Annotated in this window: 22 protein-coding genes; 15 read left to right on the top strand and 7 right to left on the bottom strand. The window is 65.0% G+C overall.

The annotated features are described in order from the left end of the window. The first annotated feature begins 30 nt into the window (after positions 1 to 30). The 4 genes from murA to AC5RWX_RS14565 are packed head-to-tail and all read left to right on the top strand — an operon-like array spanning position 31 to position 4317. Positions 31 to 1347: a UDP-N-acetylglucosamine 1-carboxyvinyltransferase gene (gene murA / locus AC5RWX_RS14580; protein WP_493941596.1), complete on the top strand. Its 1317-nt coding sequence runs from the start codon at positions 31 to 33 to the stop codon at positions 1345 to 1347. A 5-nt stretch (positions 1348 to 1352) separates the two neighbouring features. Beyond that, positions 1353 to 2138: a lysophospholipid acyltransferase family protein gene (locus AC5RWX_RS14575; RefSeq protein WP_493941595.1), complete on the top strand. Its 786-nt coding sequence runs from the start codon at positions 1353 to 1355 to the stop codon at positions 2136 to 2138. Next, a complete protein-coding gene (locus tag AC5RWX_RS14570) occupies positions 2135 to 3169 on the top strand; it encodes an NAD(P)H-dependent glycerol-3-phosphate dehydrogenase (protein ID WP_493956324.1) in 1035 nt (344 codons plus the stop codon). The genes AC5RWX_RS14575 and AC5RWX_RS14570 overlap by 4 nt, the downstream gene beginning before the upstream one ends. A gap of 26 nt (positions 3170 to 3195) precedes the next feature. Continuing rightward, positions 3196 to 4317, top strand: coding sequence for a D-alanine--D-alanine ligase family protein (locus AC5RWX_RS14565; protein WP_493956903.1), 1122 nt, complete (start codon positions 3196 to 3198; stop codon positions 4315 to 4317). Positions 4318 to 4455: 138 nt separating this feature from the next. Here AC5RWX_RS14565 and AC5RWX_RS14560 read toward each other — a convergent pair whose 3' ends face one another. Next, positions 4456 to 4932, bottom strand: coding sequence for a DUF3515 domain-containing protein (locus AC5RWX_RS14560; protein ID WP_493941593.1), 477 nt, complete (start codon positions 4930 to 4932; stop codon positions 4456 to 4458). 135 nt (positions 4933 to 5067) lie between these two features. Between AC5RWX_RS14560 and AC5RWX_RS14555 the strand changes: the two genes are divergently transcribed. From AC5RWX_RS14555 to rsmD, 4 genes are all read left to right on the top strand, one after another. Further along, positions 5068 to 6102: an LCP family protein gene (locus AC5RWX_RS14555; protein WP_493941592.1), complete on the top strand. Its 1035-nt coding sequence runs from the start codon at positions 5068 to 5070 to the stop codon at positions 6100 to 6102. Positions 6103 to 6254: 152 nt separating this feature from the next. Further along, on the top strand, positions 6255 to 7193 hold the full coding sequence (locus AC5RWX_RS14550; protein ID WP_493941600.1) for a DAK2 domain-containing protein: 939 nt from the start codon (positions 6255 to 6257) through the stop codon (positions 7191 to 7193). After that, positions 7183 to 9372, top strand: coding sequence for an ATP-dependent DNA helicase RecG (locus AC5RWX_RS14545; RefSeq protein ID WP_493956323.1), 2190 nt, complete (start codon positions 7183 to 7185; stop codon positions 9370 to 9372). The genes AC5RWX_RS14550 and AC5RWX_RS14545 overlap by 11 nt, the downstream gene beginning before the upstream one ends. 3 nt (positions 9373 to 9375) lie before the next feature. After that, complete coding sequence (gene rsmD, locus AC5RWX_RS14540; protein WP_493956322.1) at positions 9376 to 9966, top strand: 16S rRNA (guanine(966)-N(2))-methyltransferase RsmD; 591 nt, start codon at positions 9376 to 9378, stop codon at positions 9964 to 9966. Here rsmD and AC5RWX_RS14535 read toward each other — a convergent pair. Together AC5RWX_RS14535 and AC5RWX_RS14530 are read right to left on the bottom strand one after the other, a co-directional pair. Beyond that, complete coding sequence (locus AC5RWX_RS14535) at positions 9949 to 10719, bottom strand: spermidine synthase (RefSeq protein WP_493941589.1); 771 nt, start codon at positions 10717 to 10719, stop codon at positions 9949 to 9951. The genes rsmD and AC5RWX_RS14535 overlap by 18 nt on opposite strands. 3 nt (positions 10720 to 10722) lie before the next feature. Continuing rightward, the gene (locus tag AC5RWX_RS14530) at positions 10723 to 11964 is read right to left on the bottom strand and encodes an aminotransferase class I/II-fold pyridoxal phosphate-dependent enzyme (protein ID WP_493941588.1); all 1242 of its coding nucleotides are present in this window, start codon (positions 11962 to 11964) and stop codon (positions 10723 to 10725) included. Between the two features lie 62 nt (positions 11965 to 12026). Here AC5RWX_RS14530 and coaD point away from each other — a divergent pair, with 62 nt between their 5' ends. The 7 genes from coaD to AC5RWX_RS14495 all read left to right on the top strand — a co-directional run bounded on the left by coaD (position 12027) and on the right by AC5RWX_RS14495 (position 17864). Continuing rightward, on the top strand, positions 12027 to 12527 hold the full coding sequence (gene coaD / locus AC5RWX_RS14525; RefSeq protein WP_493956321.1) for a pantetheine-phosphate adenylyltransferase: 501 nt from the start codon (positions 12027 to 12029) through the stop codon (positions 12525 to 12527). 45 nt (positions 12528 to 12572) lie between these two features. After that, a complete protein-coding gene (galU, locus tag AC5RWX_RS14520; RefSeq protein ID WP_493941586.1) occupies positions 12573 to 13505 on the top strand; it encodes a UTP--glucose-1-phosphate uridylyltransferase GalU in 933 nt (310 codons plus the stop codon). 120 nt (positions 13506 to 13625) lie between these two features. Beyond that, a complete protein-coding gene (locus tag AC5RWX_RS14515; RefSeq protein WP_493941585.1) occupies positions 13626 to 14189 on the top strand; it encodes a YceD family protein in 564 nt (187 codons plus the stop codon). 2 nt (positions 14190 to 14191) lie between these two features. Next, positions 14192 to 14395 carry a 50S ribosomal protein L32 gene (gene rpmF, locus AC5RWX_RS14510; RefSeq protein WP_127511582.1) on the top strand — a complete coding sequence of 68 codons (204 nt, stop codon included), beginning with the start codon at positions 14192 to 14194 and terminating at the stop codon, positions 14393 to 14395. A gap of 11 nt (positions 14396 to 14406) precedes the next feature. Further along, positions 14407 to 15126 (top strand): ribonuclease III, encoded by a 720-nt coding sequence (gene rnc / locus AC5RWX_RS14505; RefSeq protein WP_493941584.1) that lies wholly within the window; start codon positions 14407 to 14409, stop codon positions 15124 to 15126. After that, positions 15119 to 16111: a bifunctional DNA-formamidopyrimidine glycosylase/DNA-(apurinic or apyrimidinic site) lyase gene (gene mutM, locus AC5RWX_RS14500; protein WP_493956320.1), complete on the top strand. Its 993-nt coding sequence runs from the start codon at positions 15119 to 15121 to the stop codon at positions 16109 to 16111. The genes rnc and mutM overlap by 8 nt, the downstream gene beginning before the upstream one ends. Positions 16112 to 16400: 289 nt before the next feature. Then, a complete protein-coding gene (locus AC5RWX_RS14495; RefSeq protein ID WP_493942516.1) occupies positions 16401 to 17864 on the top strand; it encodes an Rv1352/Rv1906c domain-containing protein in 1464 nt (487 codons plus the stop codon). 24 nt (positions 17865 to 17888) lie between these two features. On the opposite strand, the gene AC5RWX_RS14490 is transcribed toward AC5RWX_RS14495, so the two are convergent. From AC5RWX_RS14490 to AC5RWX_RS14475, 4 genes are read right to left on the bottom strand one after another with little or no spacing between them, the layout of a single operon-like run. Next, on the bottom strand, positions 17889 to 18704 hold the full coding sequence (locus tag AC5RWX_RS14490) for a serine hydrolase domain-containing protein (protein ID WP_493943365.1): 816 nt from the start codon (positions 18702 to 18704) through the stop codon (positions 17889 to 17891). Between the two features lie 8 nt (positions 18705 to 18712). Then, positions 18713 to 19885, bottom strand: coding sequence for an NAD-dependent epimerase/dehydratase family protein (locus tag AC5RWX_RS14485; RefSeq protein ID WP_493956319.1), 1173 nt, complete (start codon positions 19883 to 19885; stop codon positions 18713 to 18715). Then, positions 19882 to 22662 (bottom strand): alpha/beta fold hydrolase, encoded by a 2781-nt coding sequence (locus AC5RWX_RS14480; protein WP_494097565.1) that lies wholly within the window; start codon positions 22660 to 22662, stop codon positions 19882 to 19884. Before AC5RWX_RS14480 ends, AC5RWX_RS14485 begins: the two co-directional genes overlap by 4 nt. After that, positions 22656 to 23681, bottom strand: a complete 1026-nt coding sequence (locus tag AC5RWX_RS14475; protein WP_493943362.1) for a 3-oxoacyl-ACP synthase III — start codon at positions 23679 to 23681, stop codon at positions 22656 to 22658. Before AC5RWX_RS14475 ends, AC5RWX_RS14480 begins: the two co-directional genes overlap by 7 nt. Positions 23682 to 23964 lie beyond the last annotated feature (283 nt).

Raw genomic sequence — 23964 nt, 5'->3', positions numbered from 1 at the left:
CGTTAAACTAGCTTGAGGAAACAGGTATTCATGGCAAGTGTTCTGACCATTCGTGGTGGCGTACCCCTGACGGGAAAGGTGCCCGTCCGTGGTGCCAAGAACCTGGTTCCCAAAGCGATGGTCGCGTCCTTGCTCGGCAGCGATGCCTCGGTCCTCCGGAATGTGCCCGAGATCAGGGACGTGGAGATCGTCACCAGCCTGCTGCGCCTGCACGGCGTCGAGGTCACCAAAGACCCGGTGACCGGTGACCTCACGCTTGATCCCACGAACGTCAAGACCGCCCAGATGAAGGACATCGACGCGCACGCCGGTGATTCCCGCATTCCGATCTTGTTCTGTGGCCCCCTGATCCACGCCATCGGCGAAGCTTTTATCCCCGATCTGGGCGGCTGCCGCATCGGCGACCGTCCCATCGACTACCACCTCGACGTGCTGCGTCAGTTCGGTGCCATCGTGGACAAACGGCCCGGTGGCATTTCCATCTCTGCACCCCGGGGATTGACGGGCGCGAAGCTGACGCTGCCCTATCCCAGCGTTGGGGCCACCGAACAGGTGCTCTTGACCGCAACCCGGGCCGAGGGCATCACGGAGCTGAGCGGGGCCGCCATCGAGCCGGAGATCATGGACCTGATCGCTGTGCTGCAGAAGATGGGCGCCATCATCTCCGTTCAGACGGACCGCGTCATCCGCATCGAGGGCGTGCCGGAACTGATTGGTTTCAACCACCGTGCGTTGCCCGACCGCAACGAGGCGGCTTCCTGGGCGTCGGCGGCGCTGGTTACGCAAGGCGACATCTACGTCGAGGGCGCCAACCAAGGCGACCTCACTGCGTTCCTGAACACCTACCGCAAGATCGGTGGGGCCTTTGATATCGACGACGACGGCATCCGGTTCTACCACCCGGGTGGGAGCCTGTCGCCGCTGGTACTCGAGACCGATGTGCATCCCGGCTTTATGACGGACTGGCAGCAGCCGCTGGTGGTGGCCCTGACCCAGGCGGACGGCGTCTCGATTGTGCACGAGACGGTGTACGAGAACCGGTTCGGCTTTACCGAAGCCCTGATCCGGATGGGAGCCAACATCCAGGTGCACCGCGAATGCCTCGGCAGCATTCCGTGCCGTTTCGGGCAACGGAACTTCCTGCATTCTGCCGTGATCTCGGGACCCACACAGCTCTCGGGGGCGGAGATCGACATTCCGGACCTGCGCGGCGGGTTCAGCCACTTGATTGCCGCACTGGCTGCGGCTGGAACGTCCCGGGTCACCGGCATCGAGCTGATCAATCGTGGCTACGAGCACTTCCAGTCAAAACTGGAAGGCCTCGGCGCGGACTTCGACGTCGACTAGCAGCCATGCCAGCACATTCCAAAGAGCGCGTGGTCATCGGTATCCTGGCCGGCGCTGTCCGGCCTGTCCTAAATCTGGTCTTGCGGCGCAACTGGGCAGGCACCGAGAATTTCCCCAAAGACCAGGGCGTCATTGTCTGTCCAAACCACAACACGGAGATTGATCCGCTGGTTGTCGGCCACTATGTCTACAACCAAGGGCTTCTCCCGCATTTTCTGGCCAAGGCCTCGCTGTTCAAGATCCCGGTGGTGGGGCAACTGCTGACCGCGGCCCGCCAGATTCCCGTCGAACGGAGCAGCTCCGGGGCCAACCGCTCCTTGGAAGTCTCCCGCGACGTACTGGATGAAGGCGGCGCCGTCATCATTTATCCGGAAGGCACGCTGACGCGTGATCCGGGTTTGTGGCCGATGCGCGGGCACACGGGGGCCGCCCGGCTCGCGCTGCAGACCGGCGCCCCTGTTATTCCGGTGGCACATTGGGGAGCCAATGACTTGCTGCCCCGCTATGCGAAGAAACCGAGCCTTTTCCCGCGCAAGACAGCCCACGTGGTGGCCGGCGCCCCGGTCGACCTGTCGGAATTCAGCGGCATGCCGATCACCAAGACGGTGCTGGAAGCCGCAACGAATAGGATTATGGACAGCATCACTGCCCTGCTTGCCGAGGTGCGCGGCGAACAGCCCCCTGCTGTCCGCTGGGATCCTTCTGCGCACGGGCAAAAATCGACCGGCCGGGACTTCGGTGCCGGCCCAGCGGTGCACACGGAAAAATTACCGCCAGAGGAGAAGTTGTGACCGGACGCCCCGATCTGCCCGCAACCATCGCGGTTCTCGGAGCAGGAAGCTGGGGCACTACCTTCGCCAAGGTAGTTGCTGACGCCCACCCCGAGGTCCAGGTTCGGCTGTGGGCGCGGCGTCCCGAGGTGGCGGAGGAGATCAACACCCAACACCGGAACGCAAAGTACCTGAAGGACATCGTCCTGCCAGACAACGTCGTTGCGTCCGCGGAGGTGGCAGATGTCCTTATCGATGCACCGCTGGTAGTGCTGGCCGTGCCGGCGCAGACCCTTCGGCCGCAGTTGGCTGCCTGGAAACCATTGCTGGATCCGGAGGCGGTAGTCGTTTCGCTCATGAAGGGGCTGGAACGTGGCAGCGATGCCCGCATGAGCGAAGTGATCAAGGAAGAGCTGGGGCTGTCCGACGACCGGGTAGCAGTCATCTCCGGTCCCAATCTGGCGATGGAAATCGCGCGCAAGGAACCCACTGCGTCTGTGGTGGCCTGCACGGATGAAGATGTGGCGCAGTGGATCGCCAGACTCTGCACCGCACCTTATTTCCGCCCGTATACGAATCCCGACGTCACCGGCGTCGAGATCGGCGGAATCGTTAAAAACGTCATTGCCTTGTGCGTCGGGATATGCGACGGCAAGGGCATGGGTGACAACACTAAAGCCACGGTCATCACGCGCGGACTGGCGGAGACCACCCGGCTCACCCTCGCCTTGGGCGGAGACGTGCAGACCATGGCCGGGCTGGCCGGACTCGGCGACCTCGTTGCCACCTGCTCGTCGCCGCTGTCTCGAAACCATACTGCCGGCCGGTTGTTGGGCGGTGGCCTGACGCTCGATGAAGTGTCTGTACAGATGACCCAAACCGCCGAAGGCATCAAGTCAGGCCGTGCGGTGCTGGACCTGGCCACTAAGCTCGGTGTGGACATGCCGATTACCGAGGCTGTCGTGGCCGTCCTCGAGGGACAGATTGCCGTTGAGGAACTGGCCCCACGTCTCTTGACCCGTGAACTCAAGTCCGAAGGTGAGCTGCAGTGAACGACGAATCCACCCCGGCCGCGCCGGTGCCAACAGCCGGCCGCAAGCCCCGCGTCGCGGTGCTGTTCGGCGGGCGCTCCAGCGAACATTCGGTCAGCTGCGTCACCGCTGCTGGTGTCCTGGGAGCCATCGACAAGGACAAGTACGACGTCGTTCCCATCGGGATTGCGCGCAACGGCCAGTGGGTGCAGGTCGCCGAGGATCCGGCCCAATGGTCGCTGGCCTCGGGAGCGATGCCGGAGATCACCGCGTCTGCAGAACCGGTCATGTTGGCCAGCCGCGACACCGCTCCGGAGCTGGTGGTGGCGCCGGCCGCGCAGGTTCCGCAAAGCCTGGGCAACGTGGACGTGGTGCTGCCGCTGCTGCACGGACCGTTCGGTGAAGACGGCACTCTGCAAGGGCTGCTGGAGATGGCAGACGTGCGCTATGTCGGAGCCGGCGTGCTGGCCTCGGCGGTGGGCATGGACAAACACTTCATGAAGGTGGTCTTCGAATCGGCGGGACTCTCCGTGGGCCCCTACGTGGTCATCACCGACCGCCAATGGCAGCAGGACGCCGAGGCTTCACTCGAGCGGGCGGCCTCGCTCCAGTTCCCGGTCTTCGTGAAGCCCGCCCGCGCCGGGTCCTCGATGGGCATTACCCGTGTGACCGAACCATCCGGGCTGCGGTCCGCTATTGAAGCGGCCCGCGAACACGACCCCAAAGTGGTGGTGGAGGCCGGCATCAGCGGCCGGGAAATCGAAGTCGCTGTGCTTCAGGGCCGCGGCACCGAACCGACCCGCGCCAGCCTGCCCGGCGAGATCGCGGTTCAGCCCGGGGAGCACCAGTTCTACGACTTTGAAGCAAAGTACATCGATGGTGCGGCTGCCGCGCTGAGCTGTCCGGCAGATCTCCCGGCGGACGCCACCGAAAAGGTTCGGGAGCTTGCAGCCCTGGCGTTTGACGCTCTCGGGGGAGAGGGCCTCTCGCGCGTGGACTTCTTCTACACGCCCGACGGCGAACTGATCATCAACGAAATCAACACCATGCCCGGCTTCACGCCCATCAGCATGTACCCGCAGATGTGGGCCAAGTCCGGACTGCCGTACACCGAACTGATCGACGAATTGCTGTACCTGGCACTCAACCGCAAGACCGGCCTGCGCTAACCCCTGTCGGCCGGCCGGTCTCTACTCGGCGCTGGCGCGCCTCCATCGACCACCGGCAGAAGCAGCCTCGGTGGTCGACCAAAGGCGCTTGCGCCTGCGTGGAGACCCGATGGAGACCCGTGGAGACCCCTCAGACCCCTACAACGTATCCGAGATGCTCACACACTTGCGTTCCTGCGGAATCTCCGAGGCCGCCGCGGACAGATCCATCAGTACGGAACTCTCCGCCACGTCGTCGGGCTTGAAAATAAGTTCCGTGGCCGGCGTGCGCCCGTACGTCGTCGCCGTCCAGTAGCCGTTCTCGCCCTCGCGCAGCACCCAATCCACGTCATTGACGGAAACGCACTGATCCGTCGTCGGACCCGGCACCGGCACTCCGCAGCGCAGGATCACCTGGGACGGGTCCCCCCAGGCGGCCGTGGCCTGGCTGCTTGTCTCGCGGCGCGGGAAATCGGCCACGTACTGGGGCAGGATCACCATCATCGGAGCGCAGCCGGGATTGGCAGCGTCCGGTGCAGCGTCCACCGTGACCACCGGCGAGCACGCCGTGAGGCTTCCCAGCAATCCAAGCGACAACAGGACGGCACGGCGGCGATTGGGGGAAACGCGGGTCATACTGCTAGCGTATCCCGGTCCTTGCAGACCCCCTGGGCGGCCGTGACCCCGGCCACGCCCAGTGGGCATCCTGCAAGGGCAAGTGTGCCGCGGGCTTTATCCTTTTACTTAGCCCCTCCCTAGGAAGAGACCTCATTGACTGCTGAACATGACAACGAGTACCGCCCACGGCGGCAGCGCCGCCAGCGCAAGAAAGACCCCATTCGAACGGTCTTCTTCGCGCTGCTGGGCATTGTTGTTGTGGCCGCGATTGTGGGAGGTGGCTACATTTTCAACCTTGCCAACTCTTTCAACAGCAAATCGCAGACGATTGAGTCGGCCTTTCCGAACAACCGTGCGACGAAGGACCCCAACGACAAGTCGGTCAACATTTTGCTCATGGGTTCGGACAGCCGCGATGCCTCAGGCAAGAACCTCACCGAGACCTCGGATGGCAGCCGGTCGGACACCATGATGCTGATGCACATCCCGGAAAACCGGGAGAACGTCTACGTCATGTCGATCATGCGTGACACCTGGGTGGACATCCCGGGTCAGGGCGAGCACAAGATCAACGCCGCCATGGCGTTCGGGGGTGTGCCGCTTGTGGTGGAAACCATTGAAGGCATGTTCGAGACCCGCGTCGATCACGTGGCGATCATCGACTTCGCAGGGTTCAAGGAACTCACGGATGCCCTGGGCGGGGTAGAAATCAATAATCCGGAGGCCTTCTCGGCGAACGGTTCAACAGGCGAGTTTTTCCCGGCCGGAACCCAGACGCTGAGCGGGGAATCGGCCCTGTCCTTCGTGCGGGAGCGCAAGGCCTTCAGCGACGGGGACTATTCGAGGGTCCGCAACCAGCAGCTGTTCGTGAAGGCTTTGATGTCCAAGTTCCTGACGGCGGAAACGCTGACGAACCCGGTGCGCATTAACGAGGTCGTCTCGGAATTCTCGCCGTTCCTTAGTGTGGACAATGAACTGGATGCGATGAAGGCCGGCTCCCTGGGCGTGTCGCTCCGGGACGTGCGTTCAAACGACGTGCAGATGTTCACCCTTCCCACGCTCGGCACCGGCACGTCCGCGGACGGCCAGTCGATCGTGGTGCCGGATGAGGCCGCCATCGCCGAGATCGCAGACGCCCTGCAGAACGACGGCCTCGGCGACTACCTCAGCACCGCGGATCTTCAGTAGTTCCACAACGCCGCCGCGGCTTGCCGATGAGCCGGGCAGGCTGCGGTAGGCTCAGTTAACGCCGGAGAACTGAGGACGATCGTTGGCGGGCATCGCCGGCGCATGCAGATGGGATCATGTTGCAGACGAAGATTGCTGCCAATGCCGAAGCGCTGCGCCGCTGGCTGTCCAAAGCCGAAGTGGTCCTCGGGAACCACAGCGACCGCCTCAACGCGATCAACATCTTCCCGGTGGCCGACGGGGACACCGGGACCAACCTCTACCTGACCATCCGGGCGGCGGCTCAGTCCGCTTCGGCAAATCCCACGACCGACGTCGGTGAGCTCCTGGCCGGCGCCGGCCAGGCCGCCATGGAGGAAGCGCGCGGAAACTCGGGCACCTTGCTGTCCGTTTTCCTGGCCGCGATGGCAGAACCGTTGCGCGGGACCACCCGGTTAACCGGTCCGCTGCTGGCCGCGGCCCTGCAGCGTGCCGAGATCCGCTGCTGGTCTGCGTTGAGCGAGCCGGTCGAGGGAACGATGCTCTCCGTCATCGCTGCGGTTTCCCGGGCTGCTTCGGCCGCGCACGGCGCCCAGCATGGCGATGACAGCAACCATGGCCTGGCGGCGACGCTGGAAGCCGTCGTGGAGGAGGCCCTAGCGGCAGTTGTCAGGACCGAGGCCCAGCTCGGTGCCCTCGAATCGGCCCACATTGTCGACGCCGGGGCGGTGGGCTTCCTGCTCATCATGGACACCTTGCGTGCCAGCGCCCTGGGCGAGGAATTGCAGCCTGAACTGCTGGACGGCCTGCACGGATTCAATGTGCAGGATCCGCATCTGCATCTGGACCACATCGATGAAGGCGTCGAGGTGATGTGCACCATCAACCTCAGTCCCTTGGATGCCGCAACGCTGCGCTTGAAGCTCGACGAGTTGGGCGATTCGGTCATCATGAGTGCGGTGACCGAGGTCGAAGGCGGATACCGCTGGCGCGTCCACGCGCACGTGCCGGACGGCGATGCAGCCCTGAAACTCATCCGCGAACTGGGCGAGCCCATGAATGTCACCATGACGGAGCTGGCCGGCCCGCCGGAGCACACCCATGGCGGTTGAACTGCCCGATGAGCTGAGTGTTCCGCTGGAGCGGCGGCTGGGCAAGCGTTCGGCCACCGCGCTCGAGAAGCACCTGGGCCTCACCAAGACCGGGGAATTGCTCAATTACTTTCCACGCCGGTACCTGAAGCGCGGCGAACTGACCATGATCGCCGAGCTGCCCTTTGATGAGGACGCCAGCCTGGTGGCCCGGGTCCTGAAGTGCACGTCGCGCCGGATGCGTGCCCGCCGCGGCTCGCTGACCGAAGTTGTTGTGACCGATAATTCCTCGGACATCAGCCTCACCTTCTTTAACGGCTATCAGGCCGAACGCGAGCTGAAACCCGGGACCCTTGCCATGTTCTCCGGCAAGGTGACCTCCTACCGGGGCGGCCTCACGCTGACCAACCCGGACTATCAACTGCTCGAGGACGCTTTCGACTTCGACGCGGAGGAAGCCCTGCGTCCGGTGCCGATGTACCCGGCCACGGCAAAACTTGGCAGCTGGCGGATCAAGGCCGCAGTGGATGCGTTGTTGGACGTCGTGGACTTCAGCCGCGTGGGAGACCCCATCCCGGCGGACATCGCCATCCGCGATCGTCTGCTCTCCCTGGCCGAGGCCTATGAGCAGATCCACCGGCCCACGACGATGGAGGCCGCCAGCGCAGCCCGGGACCGCTTCCGGTACCAGGAAGCGCTGGTCCTGCAGGCGGCGCTGGGGCGGAAGCGGGCCATTGCGGCGGCAGAACAGGCCACCGCGCGCCCGGGACGGACCGGCGGAATTGCGGACAAGTTCGACGCCCGGTTGCCCTTCGAACTGACCAAGGGCCAGCGCGACATCGGTCAGACCGTCGCCGCCGAATTGGCCGGCCACGCACCGATGAACCGGTTGCTGCAGGGAGAGGTCGGTTCCGGAAAGACCCTGGTCGCCCTCCGGGCGATGCTTCAAGTGGTCGATTCCGGTGGCCAGGCGGCGCTGCTCGCGCCAACCGAAGTCCTGGCCAGCCAGCACTACGAGTCGATCAGCCGCACGCTCGGGCCGCTGGCACAGGGCGGCATGCTCGGCGGCGACGCCGACGGCACCAAGGTGGTGCTGCTGACCGGATCGATGACCGGGACCGCCAAGCGCAGGGCACTGCTGGACGTAGCGACAGGAGAAGCGGGCATCGTCGTCGGCACCCATGCGCTGCTGTCCGACACCGTGCAGTTCCTGGATTTGGGACTGGTGGTGGTGGACGAGCAGCACCGGTTTGGCGTGGAGCAGCGCGACAAACTGCGCAGCCGGGCCGACACGCCGCCGCACCTGCTGGTCATGACTGCCACGCCCATTCCGCGGACCGTGGCAATGACCGTCTTCGGGGACCTGGAGACATCGGTGTTGACCGAGCTGCCGGCCGGGCGGGCGCCGATCAGCACTCACCTGGTGGCGCTGCAGGAGCATCCTGCCTGGGAGGACCGGATCTGGCAGCGCGCCCGCGAAGAGGTCGACGCCGGCCGGCAGGTCTACGTTGTCTGCCCCAAGATCGGCGACGACGAACTCGAGGACGCCGATCCGCCGGACGATCTGGAGCAGGAACAACAACGGCCGATGGCTTCGGTGGCCGGCATTCTCGAGCACATCAGCAACCTGCCGGTCCTGTCCGGCGTGCGGATCGGCATGCTGCATGGGCGGATGGAGTCCGAGCAGAAGGCCGCCGCGATGGCGGAGTTCAATGACGGCACGCTGGACATCCTGGTATCGACCACAGTGATCGAAGTCGGCGTCGACGTGCACAATGCCACCATGATGGTGATCCTGGACGCTGACCGGTTCGGGATTTCGCAACTCCACCAGCTTCGGGGCCGGGTGGGCCGCGGCGGTCTACCCGGTACCTGTCTGTTGGTGACGCAGCTGGAACCGGGCCACCCCAGCCGGGAGCGGCTGCAGGCCGTCGCCGCTACCACCGACGGGTTCGAACTGTCCCAGGCCGACCTGCAGCTGCGCCGTGAGGGGGACATCCTCGGTGCCTCGCAGTCGGGAGGCAAATCGACGCTGAAGCTGCTGCGGGTAATCAAGGACGAGGCGGTCATCGCCCGCGCCCGGGAAGACGCCACCGCCATCCTGCAGCGCGACTCCACGCTGTCCCAGTACCCGGAGCTGGCAGAGGCCATAGAGCTGTACCTGAACCCCGAACGCGAGGCCTTCCTTGAGCGCGGGTAGCCGGTGAGCCGGATCGTGGCCGGCGTGGCCGGCGGATTGACCCTGGCCAGCGTCCCGGGCGACAACACGAGGCCGACGACGGACCGGGTCAAGGAAGCGCTGTTCTCCCGGCTGGAGTCCTACGACGTCCTGGCCGGTGCGCGCGTGCTGGACCTCTTCGCCGGCTCCGGCGCACTCGGAGTGGAAACCGCCAGCCGTGGCGCCGCGACAGTCGATTTGGTCGAAGCGGCAGACAAGGCCGCGGCGGTGTGCCGGCGCAACGCCGACCTGGTCAACCAGAAGCTGGGCCGGAAGACGGCCACAGTGCACCGCATGAAAGCAGAACGTTTTCTCGACGACCTGCCGGCCGGACAACATTGGGACCTGGTGCTGATGGATCCGCCCTACCCAATGGGCGAGGACGCGCTGAGCGGGGTCCTTGGGGCTGTGTCCGCTTATCTGGCCGACGGCGCGGTCGTCGTCGTCGAGCGCTCGTCGCGTTCTCCCGAACCTGCGTGGCCGGAAGGGCTTGAGCGGTTTGCGGTCAAGAAGTACGGCGAGACCCAACTGTGGTTCGCCGAGCCCGTCATGGAGCAGTCAGCCCCAGGCGAATGACTCCAGCTCGGCACCGGTGAGAACGGCCGCGGGGTGCGGACCTGCGGCCAGCAGCGCGTCGGACCACTCGGCCGGCCAGCCACCGCGGCGCGCGGCGAGCACGATGTTGCCGGCCCTGGTGCTGGTGAACATGCCGGTCTCGGCGAGGGCAGCCACGGACCCGGCGGCCGATGCCAGTTCCCGAGTCTGCCGTTTAGCGAACGCCAGCGGGGGATCATCGCCCACGTTGACCAGCAGCACACCGTCCGGTTCCAGCACGTCCAGCAACTCCTCGTAAAAGCCGGAGGCCGCGAGGTGTTCCGGGGCGTCGTCGCCGGCAAAGACATCCAGCACGATGACGTCGAACGCTCCCTCAATATCGCCGAAAGCCAGTTCATGCCGCGCATCGCCAAAGTGGATGGTGAGATCGGTTCCGTCGGGCATCGGCAGGTGCTCGAGGACGAAGTCCAGCAGTTCCCGCTCCAATTCCACGGTCACCTGCTCCGAACCGGGGCGGGTGGCCTGCACGTACCGGGCCAGGGTGAGGGCGCCGGCTCCCAGATGGAGGAACCGCAGCGGGACACCCGGTGGGCCGGCGAGGTCGACGACGTTGGCAATCCTGCGCAGGTATTCATAGAACACGTCGTCGGGATGCCGCAGATTGACGTGTGATTGCTCCGCGCCGCCGATGCTGAGGACGTAGGACCCGGGAACGCGGTCGTCCTTCTCGATGCTGGCGTGGACGCCGCTGCCGCCGAGATAGCGTTCTGCCACGGCTCAGGCGCCTTTCTGCAGGGAGGCCAGGCGCTGTGCGGCGTCCTGCAGGACCTCGGTCTTTTTGCAGAAAGCGAAGCGCAGCAGCGAACGGGTCCGCCGAGCGCCGTCCGGGTGGCAGAACACCGGCACCGGGATGGCCGCCACACCGATCTGCTCCGGCATCCGCCGGGCCAGCTCCAGCGAGTCGGCAAAGCCCAGCGGGGCCGTGTCCACATTGACGAAGTAGGTACCCTGCGGGGTGAAGACGTCGAAGCCCGCTTGCCGCAGGCCGGCGCTGAGCAGGTCCCGCTTGGCCTTCAGCTCCGAGGCGACGCCGCTGTAGAAGGAGTCCGGCAGCCCGAGTCCCAGTGCCACGGCATCCTGGAACGGCGCGCCCGAGCTGTAGGTGAGGAACTGTTTAACCGTCCGCACCGCTGCCACCAGGTCCGCCGGGCCGGAGAGCCAGCCGACCTTCCAACCGGTGAAGGAGAACGTCTTGCCGGCCGACGAAATGGTGAGTGTCCGCTCGGCCGCGCCCGGCAGCGTCGCGATCGGGATGTGCGGGACATCGAAGGTGAGGTGTTCGTAAACCTCGTCGGTCACGATCAGGGCATCGTAGCGCTCCGCCAGTTCGACGATCCGGGCCAGCGTTTCACGGGAGAAGACGCTGCCCATGGGATTATGCGGGTTGTTGACCACCACCATGCGGGTACGTGCCGAGAAGGCTGCTTCCAGTGCGTCGAGGTCCGGCTGAAAGTCGGGAGCCAACAGCGGCGCCGTTGTGTGCCGGGCTCCGCTCAATCCAATGACCGCGCCGTAGGAGTCATAAAAGGGTTCGAAGGTCAAAACTTCGTCGCCCGGTCCGGTCAGTGCCAGCAGGGTGGCTGCCAGAGCCTCCGTAGCTCCGGTGGTGATAATGATTTCAGTTTCCGGGTCGGGGGTCAGTCCGTAGAACCGTTCCTGATGATGCGCGACGGCGGTGCGCAGCGTGAGCGTCCCTTTTCCCGGCGCGTACTGGTTGGCGCCGTTGCGGATGGCTTCCATCGCGGCAGCAGCGATTTCGGCGGGACCGTCTTCGTCGGGGAAGCCTTGTCCCAGATTGATGGCACCGGTCCGGGCGGCCAGGGTGGTCATCTCTTCGAAGATGGTGACGCCGAGCCCGCCGTCGTCGGCAAGCAGGTTCGACCCTGCCGCGGTCCGCTGCCATGGTGCTGCAACATCGTCTCGGCGGCCATGGACGAGTTGCCTCATTGCTGTGCTCATGAGTCCCAGTATTACCACTGAAGCGTGGTGCGCGGCCTGCCGGATCGGCTAGATTCGACTCTATGCGCCGTGCTGTCTGCCCAGGATCCTACGACCCGCTCCACAAAGGCCACGTGGAGATCATTGCCCGTGCCGCGAGCATGTACGACGAGGTTATCGTCGCCGTCTCGACCAACTACGCGAAGAAGTACCGTTTCAAGCTCGAGGAGAGGCTCACCATGGCCCGCGAAACGCTGTCCTACCTTCGCGGTGTGAGCGTTGAACCCATGGGCGACGGCCTGCTCGCCGAATACTGCCGCAGCCACGGCGCCGGTGTCATCGTCAAAGGTTTGCGCTCGTCGCAGGACTACCACTACGAACTGCCGATGGCACAGATGAACCGGCACCTAGCCGGCATCGAGACCGTGTTTCTCGCCGCAGACAACAGCTATACGCATGTGTCTTCAACGCTGATTAAAGAAGTTGCTTCGCTGGGCGGAGACATTTCAGAGTTTGTCCCCAAGGCGGTTCTCACCCGCTTCCAGACCGGGGGAGCAGCCCCGATATCCGCGTCCGGGGGATGACCCGCCGATTACGGCTGAGTGGTTGCGTGGGCTAATCTCGTACCCATGTCTCATGCTCCACAAGTACGCAAAGCCGTTGTCCCAGCCGCGGGCTTGGGAACCAGGTTCCTGCCCGCGACCAAAGCCATGCCCAAGGAAATGCTTCCGGTCGTCGACAAACCGGCCATCCAGTACGTCGTCGAGGAAGCGGCGCGTGCCGGCCTGACCGACGTCCTGATGATCACCGGGCGCAATAAGCGGTCGCTGGAGGACCACTTCGACCGCGTGCCGTTTGTCGAGGAGACGCTGGAGGCCAAGGGCGACGAGGCGAAGCTGGCCGCCGTCCGTGAATCCTCCGAACTGGCGGACATCCATTACGTTCGCCAGGGCGATCCCATGGGGCTGGGGCACGCGGTTCTTCGCGCCAAGCAGCACGTAGGCAACGAGCCCTTTGCTGTCCTGCTGGGCGATGACCTCATTGACGAGCGCGACGAGCTGCTCTCCGAGATGATCGCGGTGCAGCAGGCGACCGGCGGTTCCGTCATCGCCCTGATGGAAGTCGACCCGGAACAGATCAGCGCCTATGGCTGCGCGGACGTCAGCGCGGTTGACGGTGCCGAGCACGTGAAGGTCCACGGTTTGGTGGAGAAGCCGGCCACCGCCGATGCACCGTCGAACCTGGCTGTGATCGGCCGCTACGTCCTGCATCCAGCCGTCTTTGATGTCCTGGAGCAGACCGCGCCGGGGCGCGGCGGTGAAATCCAGCTGACCGACGCGCTGCAGACCCTGGCCAAGTCCGAGGAAGACGGCGGCGGCGTCTATGCCGTGGTCTTCCGGGGCCGTCGCTACGACACCGGCGACAAGCTCAGCTATTTCAAGGCAGTCATCTCGCTGGCTACCGAGCGCGAAGACCTGGGACCAGAACTGCGTTCCTGGATCGTTGACCTTGCAGACCAGATCCAGGCAGAGTCGCCCTTAACGGCGGCCGTTCAAGGCTGATCCCGGCGCGGGACGGCCCGGTTTGGGCCAGCGCCAGATCCAAGCTAAGATGATACGTCGGTCGTATGTTCTTTAGGAGTTTTCAGTACATTGGTCTTGAACCATGATCAAAGTTCGCGCTTGACCCTTGCGGTCAAGGACCTCGGGCGCAGCCCGGGCAGCATGCGGACTCTTGAAGAACATATAGCTGCGCCGAAGGATTTCGGGGCAGCACTCATTGGCGTTCAGGAAGGCTCCGACATGGAGCTGGACCTGAAGCTTGAGGCCGTGCACGAGGGAATCCTGGTGTCCGGCACTGTTTCCGTGGCTGTCACGGGGGAGTGCGGGCGGTGCCTGGATCCCATCGCGTACGACCTTGACGTTAATGTGCAAGAACTCTTCTACTACGAGGATGCTGAACTCCTCGAGGAAGAAGAACAGGACGAACAGCGGCGGGTAGAGCGCGATTTGATCGATCTCGAACCGGCGCTGCGGGACGCAGTGGTGACCGCCCTGCCGTTCCAGCCGGTGTGCCGGGAAGACTGCCAAGGCTTGTGCCCAGAATGCGGGATGCGCCTTGAAGAGGATCCGGGTCACCATCATGAGGTTGTGGATCCTCGCTGGGCAGCCCTAGCTGGGTTGGCCGGCACGGCCGCCGACGAGGCGCCGAAAAGTAAAGAGTCAGACGAGAGAGAAGAGAGTTAGCCGTGGCTGTTCCCAAGCGGAAGATGTCCCGCTCGAATACGCGCGCCCGCCGGTCCCAGTGGAAGGCCACTGCGCCCAACCTGGTCAAGACCGTCGAGAACGGCCGTGTCACCTACAGCCTGCCGCACCAGGCCAAGGTTGTCACTGACTCGGCAGGCACCGCGCTGTTCCTTGAGTACAAGGGCCGCAAGGTAGCCGACGCGTAACAACGTCCGGCATGCCTTCATCTGAAGAGCTTTTGGAGCGTCTCGGTGTCGATATCGACGCCGAGACGCTCCGTCTGGCTTTAACCCATCGTTCTTACGCCTACGAGCACGGCGGCCTGCCCACAAACGAGCGCTTGGAGTTCCTGGGCGACTCGATTCTGGGTTTCTCCGTAACCGACGCGCTGTACCGGGACAACCCTGACCTGCCCGAGGGCGAGCTGGCCAAGCGTCGGTCCGCAGTGGTGTCCACCCGCGCGCTGGCCGGAATTGCCCGCTCGCTGGACGTGGGTCAGCACGTTTTGCTCGGACAGGGCGAAAAGCTGACCAACGGCGCGGACAAGTCCTCCATCCTTGCCGACACCATGGAGGCGCTGTTCGGCGCCACCTACTTGTGCCACGGCATCGAGACCGCCCGCCAGCTGGTGATGCGCCTGATCGGGCCGCTGCTGGCGGACGCCGAAGCCCTTGGAGCCGGGACGGACTGGAAGACCAGCATTCAAGAACTGGCTGCAGCCCGGAAAATGGGCAACGTGACCTACCGCGTGGAGGGCTCAGGCCCGGACCACGCGAGGACGTTTGTGGCCACGCTCCTGATCGGTACCGCCGAACATGGCCAGGGGACTGGACACTCCAAGAAGGAAGCAGAACAGGAAGCCGCGGCCTCGACGTGGCGCGACCTGCGCGGTTCCTTTTCAGAACCCGTGACGGAGATCAGCGGATCAGATGCCTGAACTGCCTGAGGTGGAGGTGGTCCGCCGCGGGCTGGCCCAGTGGGTCCGCGGCCGGACCATCACCGGGGTCGAGGTCCTTGATGAGCGCTCCATCCGCCGGCATGCACTCGGCGCCGAAGACCTCCGCGGAAACTTGGTCGGTGCGCACGTCGCCGACGTCGTCCGGCGAGGCAAGTTCCTCTGGATGCCGCTGCAGGAATCGGCCACAGCGGGTCTGGGAAACGTATCCGACGGCGACGCCGGAGATGAGCCCAAGCTCGCCCTGATGGCGCATCTGGGCATGAGTGGACAGCTGCTGGTCGAGGACAGCGCCCAGCCGGACGAGAAGCACCTCAAAGTGCGGCTGACGCTTAGCCCGGCCCGTGACGCGGACGGCTCGCTCATGCCGGCCGAGCTGCGATTCGTCGATCAGCGGATCTTTGGTGGCATGTTCCTGGCAGACTTGGCCCCCACTCGTGACGGCCACGCCGGCGGCATCTCGCAGACCGGCCTGCCGCTGATCCCCGTCGAAGCCGCCCACATCGCCCGCGACCCGCTGGACCCGGCCTTCTCCTTTGACGCGTTCTACCAGCGCCTCCGTGCCCGCAAGACCGGCATTAAGCGCGCCATCCTGGACCAAGCCTTGGTCTCCGGCATCGGCAACATCTACGCGGACGAGGCACTCTGGGCCGCGAAGCTTCACTATGCCCGCCCCACGGAAACGCTGCGGCGCAAGGACGCGGAACGCCTCCTCGATGCCTGCCGCGATGTCATGACCCAGGCCTTGGCGGCCGGCGGCACCAGCTTTGACTCGCTCTACGTGAACGTCAACGGCGCGTCCGGCTACTTCGAGCGGCACCTGAACGCCTACGGCAGGGAAAACGAGCCCTGCTACCGCTGCATCGAGCTAGGCCTGTCCACGAAGATCCGCCGAGACACCTTCATGAACCGCTCGTCCTACACCTGCCCCGTCTGCCAACCACGCCCGCGCAACGGCCGCTGGTAAGCGACTTACGGAACTTCGAGCGTCGATGGTTGTCGACTTTCCGAACTCATCCTCCGCCGCTACCAGCCGCTGGCATTCTCAAAGTCTCACTTGCCGATCCCAGCCTCCGTCTTGGTATCAAGCAATTCTAGAATCCGTGCGCCGGTAGCTGTAGGGGTTTCGGAGCGACGGGACGACCCCCTACTACTTTTGTTGGACTGCTCCTTACCGTGATCGGCACTGAGTCGATTAATAACAGTGGCGGGCGTGGCCGTCACCACGCACTAGGATCGATGAGTTGGGGAAATGCATGCAGCCAGAACAGAATAGAGAAACGGCTAAATCTAGGAAATGGTTCCGCGGCGCGAGCGTTTCAACAGCTGTCATTGGTGTCATCGCATTGCTCATCGGGGTCAGCGTAAGTCCAAGCGCGGCAGCGTCACCAACCATACCGCGGTATATCAGCGCAGAATTGAGTGGTGAAGATGCCGCTGGCGTGAAAAAGTTCACGAAACTGCCCAGTCCGACGATCGTGGGTTCGTTGAGGGTCGGTCAGGTCATAAATGTAATGACAGGCGAAGTGGTCCCAGTACCATCAACGATCAAATATCAGTGGTATCGCGACGGCAAGCCCATATCCGAGGCCAACAGCGAGAAGTATAAGTTGCGGCCCGTGGATCTAGGGCACCTGGTCAAAGTCAAGACAACCTTTATGAGCGCGGGATTCGCGCCAGTTAGCAAGTGGACTAAGGACGGACGCGTTAGAAAGGGTGTAATTGCTGTTTCCCAGCCGCTGTCGATTTTCGGGACAGCAAATTATGGAAAGTCCCTTAAAGCCGTCGGAAAGTGGGCTGTGGGCTCGAAGGTTTCATTCAGTTGGTACAGGAACGGAAAGAAAATACCAGGCGCTTCGGGAAGCAGTCTCAAACTGACAAGCGGCCTCATCGGAGCCAAGGTCGCAGTCCGAGCAGTGGTCAAGAAGTCTGGCTATACGACGCGGACAAGCTTTTCGGAGCCAGTCAAGATCGCGCCTGCGACGATCACGCTCAAATCCGTGCCGACGGTCTCTGGCAAGCTGCGGGTAGGAAGCAAAGTGACAGCGTCCAGCTTCGCCTTCTCATCGAAGCCGACCTCTTACGGGTACCAGTGGTATCGCCAGGGGAAACCCATTAAGGGAGCCAAATCCAAGGCATACCGAATTGCCAAGGCAGACATTGGAAAGCAATTGTCGGTTAAAGTGGCCGCGAAGCGAAGTAACCACAGCACCAAGGCCGCCTCAAGTAGGCCCGTTCTTGTGCCGGCATTTCCCGGAAACGGGAGTTACAACCTATGGGGGTTTCCGAAGGGTCTGTATAAGGCCACCGGTTCCGGAAACAAATGCACGTGGACCTTGGACTATCCCGTTGTAGATATTCCCGGCTTTCAACTAATTGATCAGGAAGTTCACCGTGGTAGCGCACACACATACGTCCAAATCATGTCTAAAGATCAATATTTTGAAACCCAGGGATGTGGAGCCTGGGTTCCTGCTCCCAAGTCAGGGAAAAAGTTGACGACCATAGGCAACGGTACGTATCGAGTTGGAATCGACGTGGTACCTGGAACGTATCGCCTGGCGAAACCCGAACCAGGATGTACCGTTTGGACGCTCAAGGAATTCAGGGGAGGGAACACACTCGGTGATTCGTACAATCCATTCGGAGAATACGAAATCCCGAGCAATGCCAAAGGCGTTGATGTGTTCGGTTGTAGTCAACCCCTGGTCAGGAAGTAGCAAGAGGGCTTGAAGTTTGTAGGCCTATTTCTTCAACTCCGCCAAAACCGCGTCCGTGTACTTCGGCCAGACCTCCGCTGCCCACGGGCCGAAGGGGCGGTCGGTGAGTGCGAGGCAGCCGACGCCGGCGTCGGGATCCACCCACAGGAACGTGCCGGACTGGCCGAAGTGCCCGAAGGTGTTCGGCGAGCTGCTCGCACCGGTCCAGTGCGGGTCCTTGTGGTCGCGGATTTCGAAGCCGAGGCCCCAATCGTTGTCCTGCTGTCGCCCGAACCCGGGCAGCACGCCGGCCAGACCGGGATAGACCACCTGCGTCGCTTCCTTGAGGGTGGACGGAGCCAACAGCGACGGCTTCTGCAGTTCGGCGGCGAAACGGGACAGGTCGGCTGCCGTGGAGGTCGCGTCGGCGGCGGGGGAGCCGTCCAGATCGGTGTCCAACATGCCGAGCGGGACCAGCACGCCTTCCCGCAGGTACTCGGCGAAGCTCATGCCCGCGGCGGACTCCAACGCTTCGCCCAGAACCTCGAAACCAGCGTTGGAGTAGAGCCGCCGGTCTCCCGGAGCAAAGCGGATGGTGCGGTCGCCGAAATCGTAACCGGCGCAGTGGGCCAGCAAGTGACGTACTGTGGCGCCCTCCGGCCCAGCAGGCTGGTCGAGTTCCAGCGCGCCTTCTTCGACCGCCAGCAGCACGGCATAGGCACTGAGGAGTTTGGTGACCGAGGCCAGCGGGAAGCGGCGCTGCTGGTCGCCGTGGGCGGCCAGGACAGTGCCATCAGCGCCGACGACGGCGGTGGCGGCGTTGTCCACCGGCCACGAATCGATCAGCTTCACGCTCTCCACAGTTGCTCCTAGCTCCTCGTTCCGGTGTAGTGGGCTGCCAGCCGGCGCAGCCCTTCGTCGATGCTGACTTGAGGTTCCCAGTCCAGCACTTCGTGGGTGCGGCGCTGGTCGAACCAGTGGGCGGTGGACAGCTGCTCGGCCAGGAAACGGGTCATCGGCGGCTCGTCCTTGACCAGTCCGCGCTTTCCGGCCGCCGTCCAGACGCGTTCGATCGCGGCACCGGCGCTCCGGGCCAGCCAGCCCGGGACCGACCAGCCCGGGGCCTTCACGCCCGCGGCGCCACAAATGCCGGCGATCAGCTCGCCGACCGGGCGGGGCTGGCCGTTGGTCACCACCAACGCCTGGCCGTGCGCCTGGTCCATGCGTTCGAGCGCCCGGACGATGGCTGCCGCGGCGTTGTCGATGTAGGTGGTGTCGATCAAGGCTGCGCCGTTGTCCAGCAGAGGCAGGCGGCCCGCTTGCGCCCGCGCCACGACGCGCTCGACCAGCTGGGTATCTCCGGGGCCCCAAACAATGTGCGGCCGGATGGCGGCAACCCGGAAGCCGGGGGAGTCCTCGGCGAGGGCAAGAAGTTCGGCGGCGGCCTTGGACCGGGCGTAGTGGCCGCGGGCCCGCTCCGGATCAGCGGTACCGGCGCCCGCTCCGGCGATGGCTTCACCGAAATGCGCCACGGACGGGGAGGACACGAACACCACATCACGTACCCCGGCGGACTTGGCCGCGGCCAGCAGCGTGCGGGTGCCCTCGATGTTGGTGGCCACGAACTCGCTCCACTCACCGGTGAAGGAGACCTTGGCGGCCAAGTGGATGACGGCGTCTGCGCCCTGTACGGCTTTGGCGACGGCGTCAGGATCGGTCAACGATCCGAGCACCGTCTGGGCGTCGGCGCCGACCTCGGCCGGACGTCGCTGGAAGGTCCGGACCTGGTGGCCCTGCTCCAGCAGCAGCCGTGCGACGGCGCCGCCGAGCATGCCGCTGGCCCCGGTGACCAGGACGGTGCGCTTGTCGGTGGTCGATGAAGGCGCGCCAGCGCCGAGTAGAGACCGCTCGCCTACGGTGGCGGGGGTCTCCACGCGCTCGCTGGCGCTCGCTTGGTCGACCACCGGGGTCTTGTCGGTGGTCGATGGAGGCGCGCCAGCGCCGAGTAGAGACCGGTCGCCCACGGGCTTGTTCTTGTTCATGGCTTGCGGATCCTTCCGCCGGCCAGCGACGTGGCCGCCCATTCGGCGAGCCTGGCCCGGTCAATCTTGGAGTTATGCCGGATGTCGGTGGGGAGTTCGGGCACCACCAGCACCGCAGCCAGATCCAAACCAGTTGAACGTGCGACGGCGGTGCGCACCTCCTCGCCAAGCGCATGCGGTGCGGTTCCCGGCTTAGCAGCCGGCGGCAGCGTTTCCAGAACCGCAACCGGCACTTGGGCGCCCACCGGACCGACGCCGACGACGGCAGCCAGCCGGACGCCGTCGTGCGTTTCCGCCGCTTGCTCGGTCGCCACGGGAGTGGCGACGCCGAAAGCAGTGGTGATGATGTGTGCGAGCCGGCCCTCCACCCAAAGCCGACCCTCGGCGTCGAGATGTCCTACGTCACCGGTGCGGTGCCAGCCGGGCACGGACGAGCTGTGCTGCTGGGTGATCCAGAGACGGTCGTAGCGGTCCTTCACGTGCGGGGCGCTGACCAGGATCTCGCCGGTCACACCGGGGTCGGTGGACGGTTGGTCGGCAACGCTGCCGTCAGCCGCCACTGCGGCGATCGCCACCTTGGCCCCGGATACCGGGGTACCGACACAGACGCCGTTGCCGGAACCGGCTGCGCGGATGCCGTCCAGGCTGATGTCCGTGACCGGCAGGGCCTCGGTCATCCCGTAGGGAGTGTGCAGCGTTGCGGACGGCACCAGCGACTGAACCTTGGCCAGCAGCGGCTCCGGAATCGGGGCACCGGCAGAGAGCAGCAGCTCGACGCTGGAGAGCGCAACGCGGTGTTCGTCGGTCAGGCCGTCGGCCGTGGCCAGGACGTTGGCCAGCGCGGCCGGCGAGGCGAACACAGCAGTGGCGTGCACCGCGGCAGCGGCGTCGGCCAAGGCGGCCGCGGTGAGCGTCTTCGGTGCGGTGACGTCCATGTCCGGAGTGACCGATGTGGCGCCAAGGGCAGGGCCCAGCAGGGCGAACGGCGCGAAGCCGGCTACCAGCGACGTACCGGCCTCCAGTCCGTAGGTGTCCTTCAGCGTGTCCCGCATGGCGGCCAGCCGGCGGTGCGTGTAGACCACGCCCTTGGCCGGACCGGTGGAGCCGGACGTGAAGAGAATGGCGGCGTCGTCGTCGGGATCCGGGGCGGCTGTCGCGGTGTGGGTCTCCACGCGCTCGCTGGCGCTCGCTTGGTCGACCACTGGGGCGCTCTCGTCGGTGGTCGATGGAGGCGCGCCGGCGCCGAGTAGAGACCGGTCGACGGCTGACTCGGCCCCGGCGGCTTCCAACAGCTCGGGCACGGTGTGGGCGATTCCGTAGAGCTTGCGCTTGGCCTCGCCCATGTCGGTGACGCTGATGCGTTGGCCTGGCCAGTTGAACACCCGGGCGGCAACGAAGGCGCGTTCGATGCCGACAATGAACTTGGGGCCGGCACCCTTGATGGCGCGGCTGAGCCCGGCCGGACCGAGTCCGGCGTCGGCCACGACAATGACGGCGCCGAGCTTCAGGCAGGCGTAGATCAGGCTGGTGAGTTCGATGCCCGGCGGGACCAGCAGGTTGATCCGGTCGCCGGCCTTTACGCCGATTGCGGCAAGTCCGTCAGCCAGCAGGTCCACCTGTCCGGCGAGCTCGGCCCAGGTCAGCGTCCGCGGGCCGGCGCCGGAGGCGGCCAGGGGCGCCATGTCGACGACGGCGGGGGAGTTGTCGGAGCGGCGTTCGTGAAGTTCGGCGAGCATCGGGCGGAAGGTCTCCACGGATCTCCGCGCAGGCCTGGCGGCCTTTGGTCGATCACCGGGGACGGACTCCGTGCAGGTCTCCACGCGCTCGCTGGCGCTCGCTTGGTCGACCACTGGGGCGGTCGCCAGCCAGGTGAAGAGGGGGGTGGCGATGTCGCGGTCTTCGGGGAGCAGGTGGCCGGCACCTTCGAAGCGGTGCACGTCCGCCTGCGGCAGCCGGTCCATCAGGTCGCGCAGGTAGCGGTCGGAGAAGACCGGATCCTTGGGGCCCCACATAATCAGCGCCGGAACGTCCAGGTCGCGGATGCCCTCGGCCACTTCGTTCAGCGTGCGCCAGCTGGGCGTGCTCTCGTCGGCCGGGATGTCCGCCACGAAGTTGCCCACGCCCGTGCGCCGGGCGGCGTGCCGGTACGGTGCCATGAACGCGTCTTTGACGTCCTTTTCCAAAGGAGGATGCGCCAAGGCGTGGGTGACGCGCAGGAAGGCGGCCGACGTCGTCGTTCCCCATTGATGGACGGCCGGGTGCAGTGCGAGTTTCAGCGGGGCCGGAAGGCCGAAGCCGGCGGGGTGGACGGCGGTGTTGGTCAGCACGACGCCGGCGAGCTGGCCGCGGTGCCGGGTGGCCCAGCCCAGCGAGATCACGCCGCCCCAGTCGTGCCCGACGGTGACGACCGGACCGGTGATGCCGAGTTCGGCGGTCAGGTCGCCCAGATCCGTGATCCGGTCTTCAAGCCGGCGGAAACACCCGGTGCGCTCGGAGAAGCCCATGTCCAGCTGGTCCACGGCGACCACGCGCCACGATGCCGCGGCGTCGCCGGCTGCGGCCAGCAGGGTGCGCCAGAGGTAGGACCAGGTCGGGTTGCCGTGCACACACAGCAAGGTGCCGGCCGGCTCGATGCCGCGTTCGGCCAACTGCGGGCCGTTGTCCAGAAGGTGCCAGGTGTGGGCGCTGCCGGCCGGATCCACGGCGGCGGTGGAGGGGACGCGGACGCGGCGGGACCAGGCCGGGTCGACTCCGGGCCAGAGGGGGGCGTCTACCACGCAATCTCCATCATGGTGGTGTTCAGGCCGGAGCCCACTCCCATGCAGAGCACCCGGTCGCCGCTGCTCAGGGTCTGCGACTCCTGGGCCAGCGTCATCGGCAGGGAGGCCGGCCCCACGTTGCCCCACTTCTGGAAGGTAATCGGCACGCGTTCGCGGACCAGGTCGACGGCCTTGATGATCGCGTTGGTGTACGAGGTGGAGACCTGGTGGGTGACGTACCGGTCCATTCCGGTCCAGTTCCAGCCGTCGCGGTGGGCCTCGTGCCAGGCGCTGACCACCAGTTCCAGCCCGTTCTCCAGCAGGCCCTTGGTGTCCGTGAACATGCCGGCCGGACCGCCGACGCAGAGTTCGTGGTGCTCCGTGCCGGCCCGGGAGACGCCGCCGAGGATCCGGTGTGATTCGGGGTGGACGTCAGCGGGGCCGATCACGGCCGCGGCGGCGCCCGAGCCCAACGTCAGCGTGGCGAACTCGCGCAGGTAGTCGGCACGCGTGGAATCCGGATGGTTCAGGCGCTCGAAGGTGGTTTCCTGGGTGGGCTGGGCATCCTCGCCCGCGACGATCAACGCGTATTTGATCTGGCCGGCGTCGATCATGTTGGCCGCCAGCGTGATGCCGTTGACGAAGCCCAGGCAGGCGTTGGCCAGATCGAAGTTCATGGCCGACGACGGCAGGCCCAGCCCGTGATGGATCTTCACCGCCACAGAGGGTTCCAGATTCTTGCGCGTCACGGACGTATTGATCAGCAAACCGATCTGGCCCGGCTCGATGCCGGCTTCAGCAAGAGCCTTGGCGCCGGCTTCGATGGCGGCGTCGTCGAAGGATGTCTCTGGTGACCACCAGCGGCGCTCGGTGACGCCGGCAACACGTTCCAGCAGTTTCCGGGAGAGCTTGAGGCGCTTCAGGCTGGGAGCGAGGCGCTCATCGAACTCGGCGGAACTGACGGCTACCGGCGCCTCCACGCTAGAGACGGCCAGCAAAGCCGCGTTGTGATGTCGAAACGTCGCGTTACCGATCAATATCCAGCCTTTATTCGTCTTTCGGGGACGGTCACCTGTACACGGAGCATCCGGTATGGGCACCCGAAGTCTTAACTATGCACCCCGCGCCAACGTTCCGCACATACGGACAAAGGCATTGGTTTGTGTCATTTGTCTCTGCTAACGCTACGGGACGTGTTGCGAGCGACCCGTGAAATTATGCGGTAACGATGAAACGCGTTCCCGACGGCCGCCCGGATTCAGCTGCAGAGGAAGTAGACGCCGCGGCGGATTCTTATTCACCTGCCGCGCTGCAATGAAG

The sequence above is a fragment of the Arthrobacter sp. SPT-J7 genome, from assembly GCF_059089965.1.
Note: the sequence above shows the minus strand (reverse complement) of the source record. Positions and strands in the feature narration are given on the sequence as shown.

Coding starts and splice junctions, on each gene's coding strand:
- murA (WP_493941596.1), top strand. CDS start 31: ATGGCAAGTGTTCTGACCATTCGTGGTGGCGTACCCCTGACGGGAAAG.
- AC5RWX_RS14575 (WP_493941595.1), top strand. CDS start 1,353: ATGCCAGCACATTCCAAAGAGCGCGTGGTCATCGGTATCCTGGCCGGC.
- AC5RWX_RS14560 (WP_493941593.1), bottom strand. CDS start 4,932: ATGACCCGCGTTTCCCCCAATCGCCGCCGTGCCGTCCTGTTGTCGCTT.
- AC5RWX_RS14545 (WP_493956323.1), top strand. CDS start 7,183: ATGGCGGTTGAACTGCCCGATGAGCTGAGTGTTCCGCTGGAGCGGCGG.
- AC5RWX_RS14530 (WP_493941588.1), bottom strand. CDS start 11,964: ATGAGCACAGCAATGAGGCAACTCGTCCATGGCCGCCGAGACGATGTT.
- coaD (WP_493956321.1), top strand. CDS start 12,027: ATGCGCCGTGCTGTCTGCCCAGGATCCTACGACCCGCTCCACAAAGGC.
- galU (WP_493941586.1), top strand. CDS start 12,573: ATGTCTCATGCTCCACAAGTACGCAAAGCCGTTGTCCCAGCCGCGGGC.
- rnc (WP_493941584.1), top strand. CDS start 14,407: ATGCCTTCATCTGAAGAGCTTTTGGAGCGTCTCGGTGTCGATATCGAC.
- mutM (WP_493956320.1), top strand. CDS start 15,119: ATGCCTGAACTGCCTGAGGTGGAGGTGGTCCGCCGCGGGCTGGCCCAG.
- AC5RWX_RS14495 (WP_493942516.1), top strand. CDS start 16,401: ATGCAGCCAGAACAGAATAGAGAAACGGCTAAATCTAGGAAATGGTTC.
- AC5RWX_RS14485 (WP_493956319.1), bottom strand. CDS start 19,885: ATGAACAAGAACAAGCCCGTGGGCGACCGGTCTCTACTCGGCGCTGGC.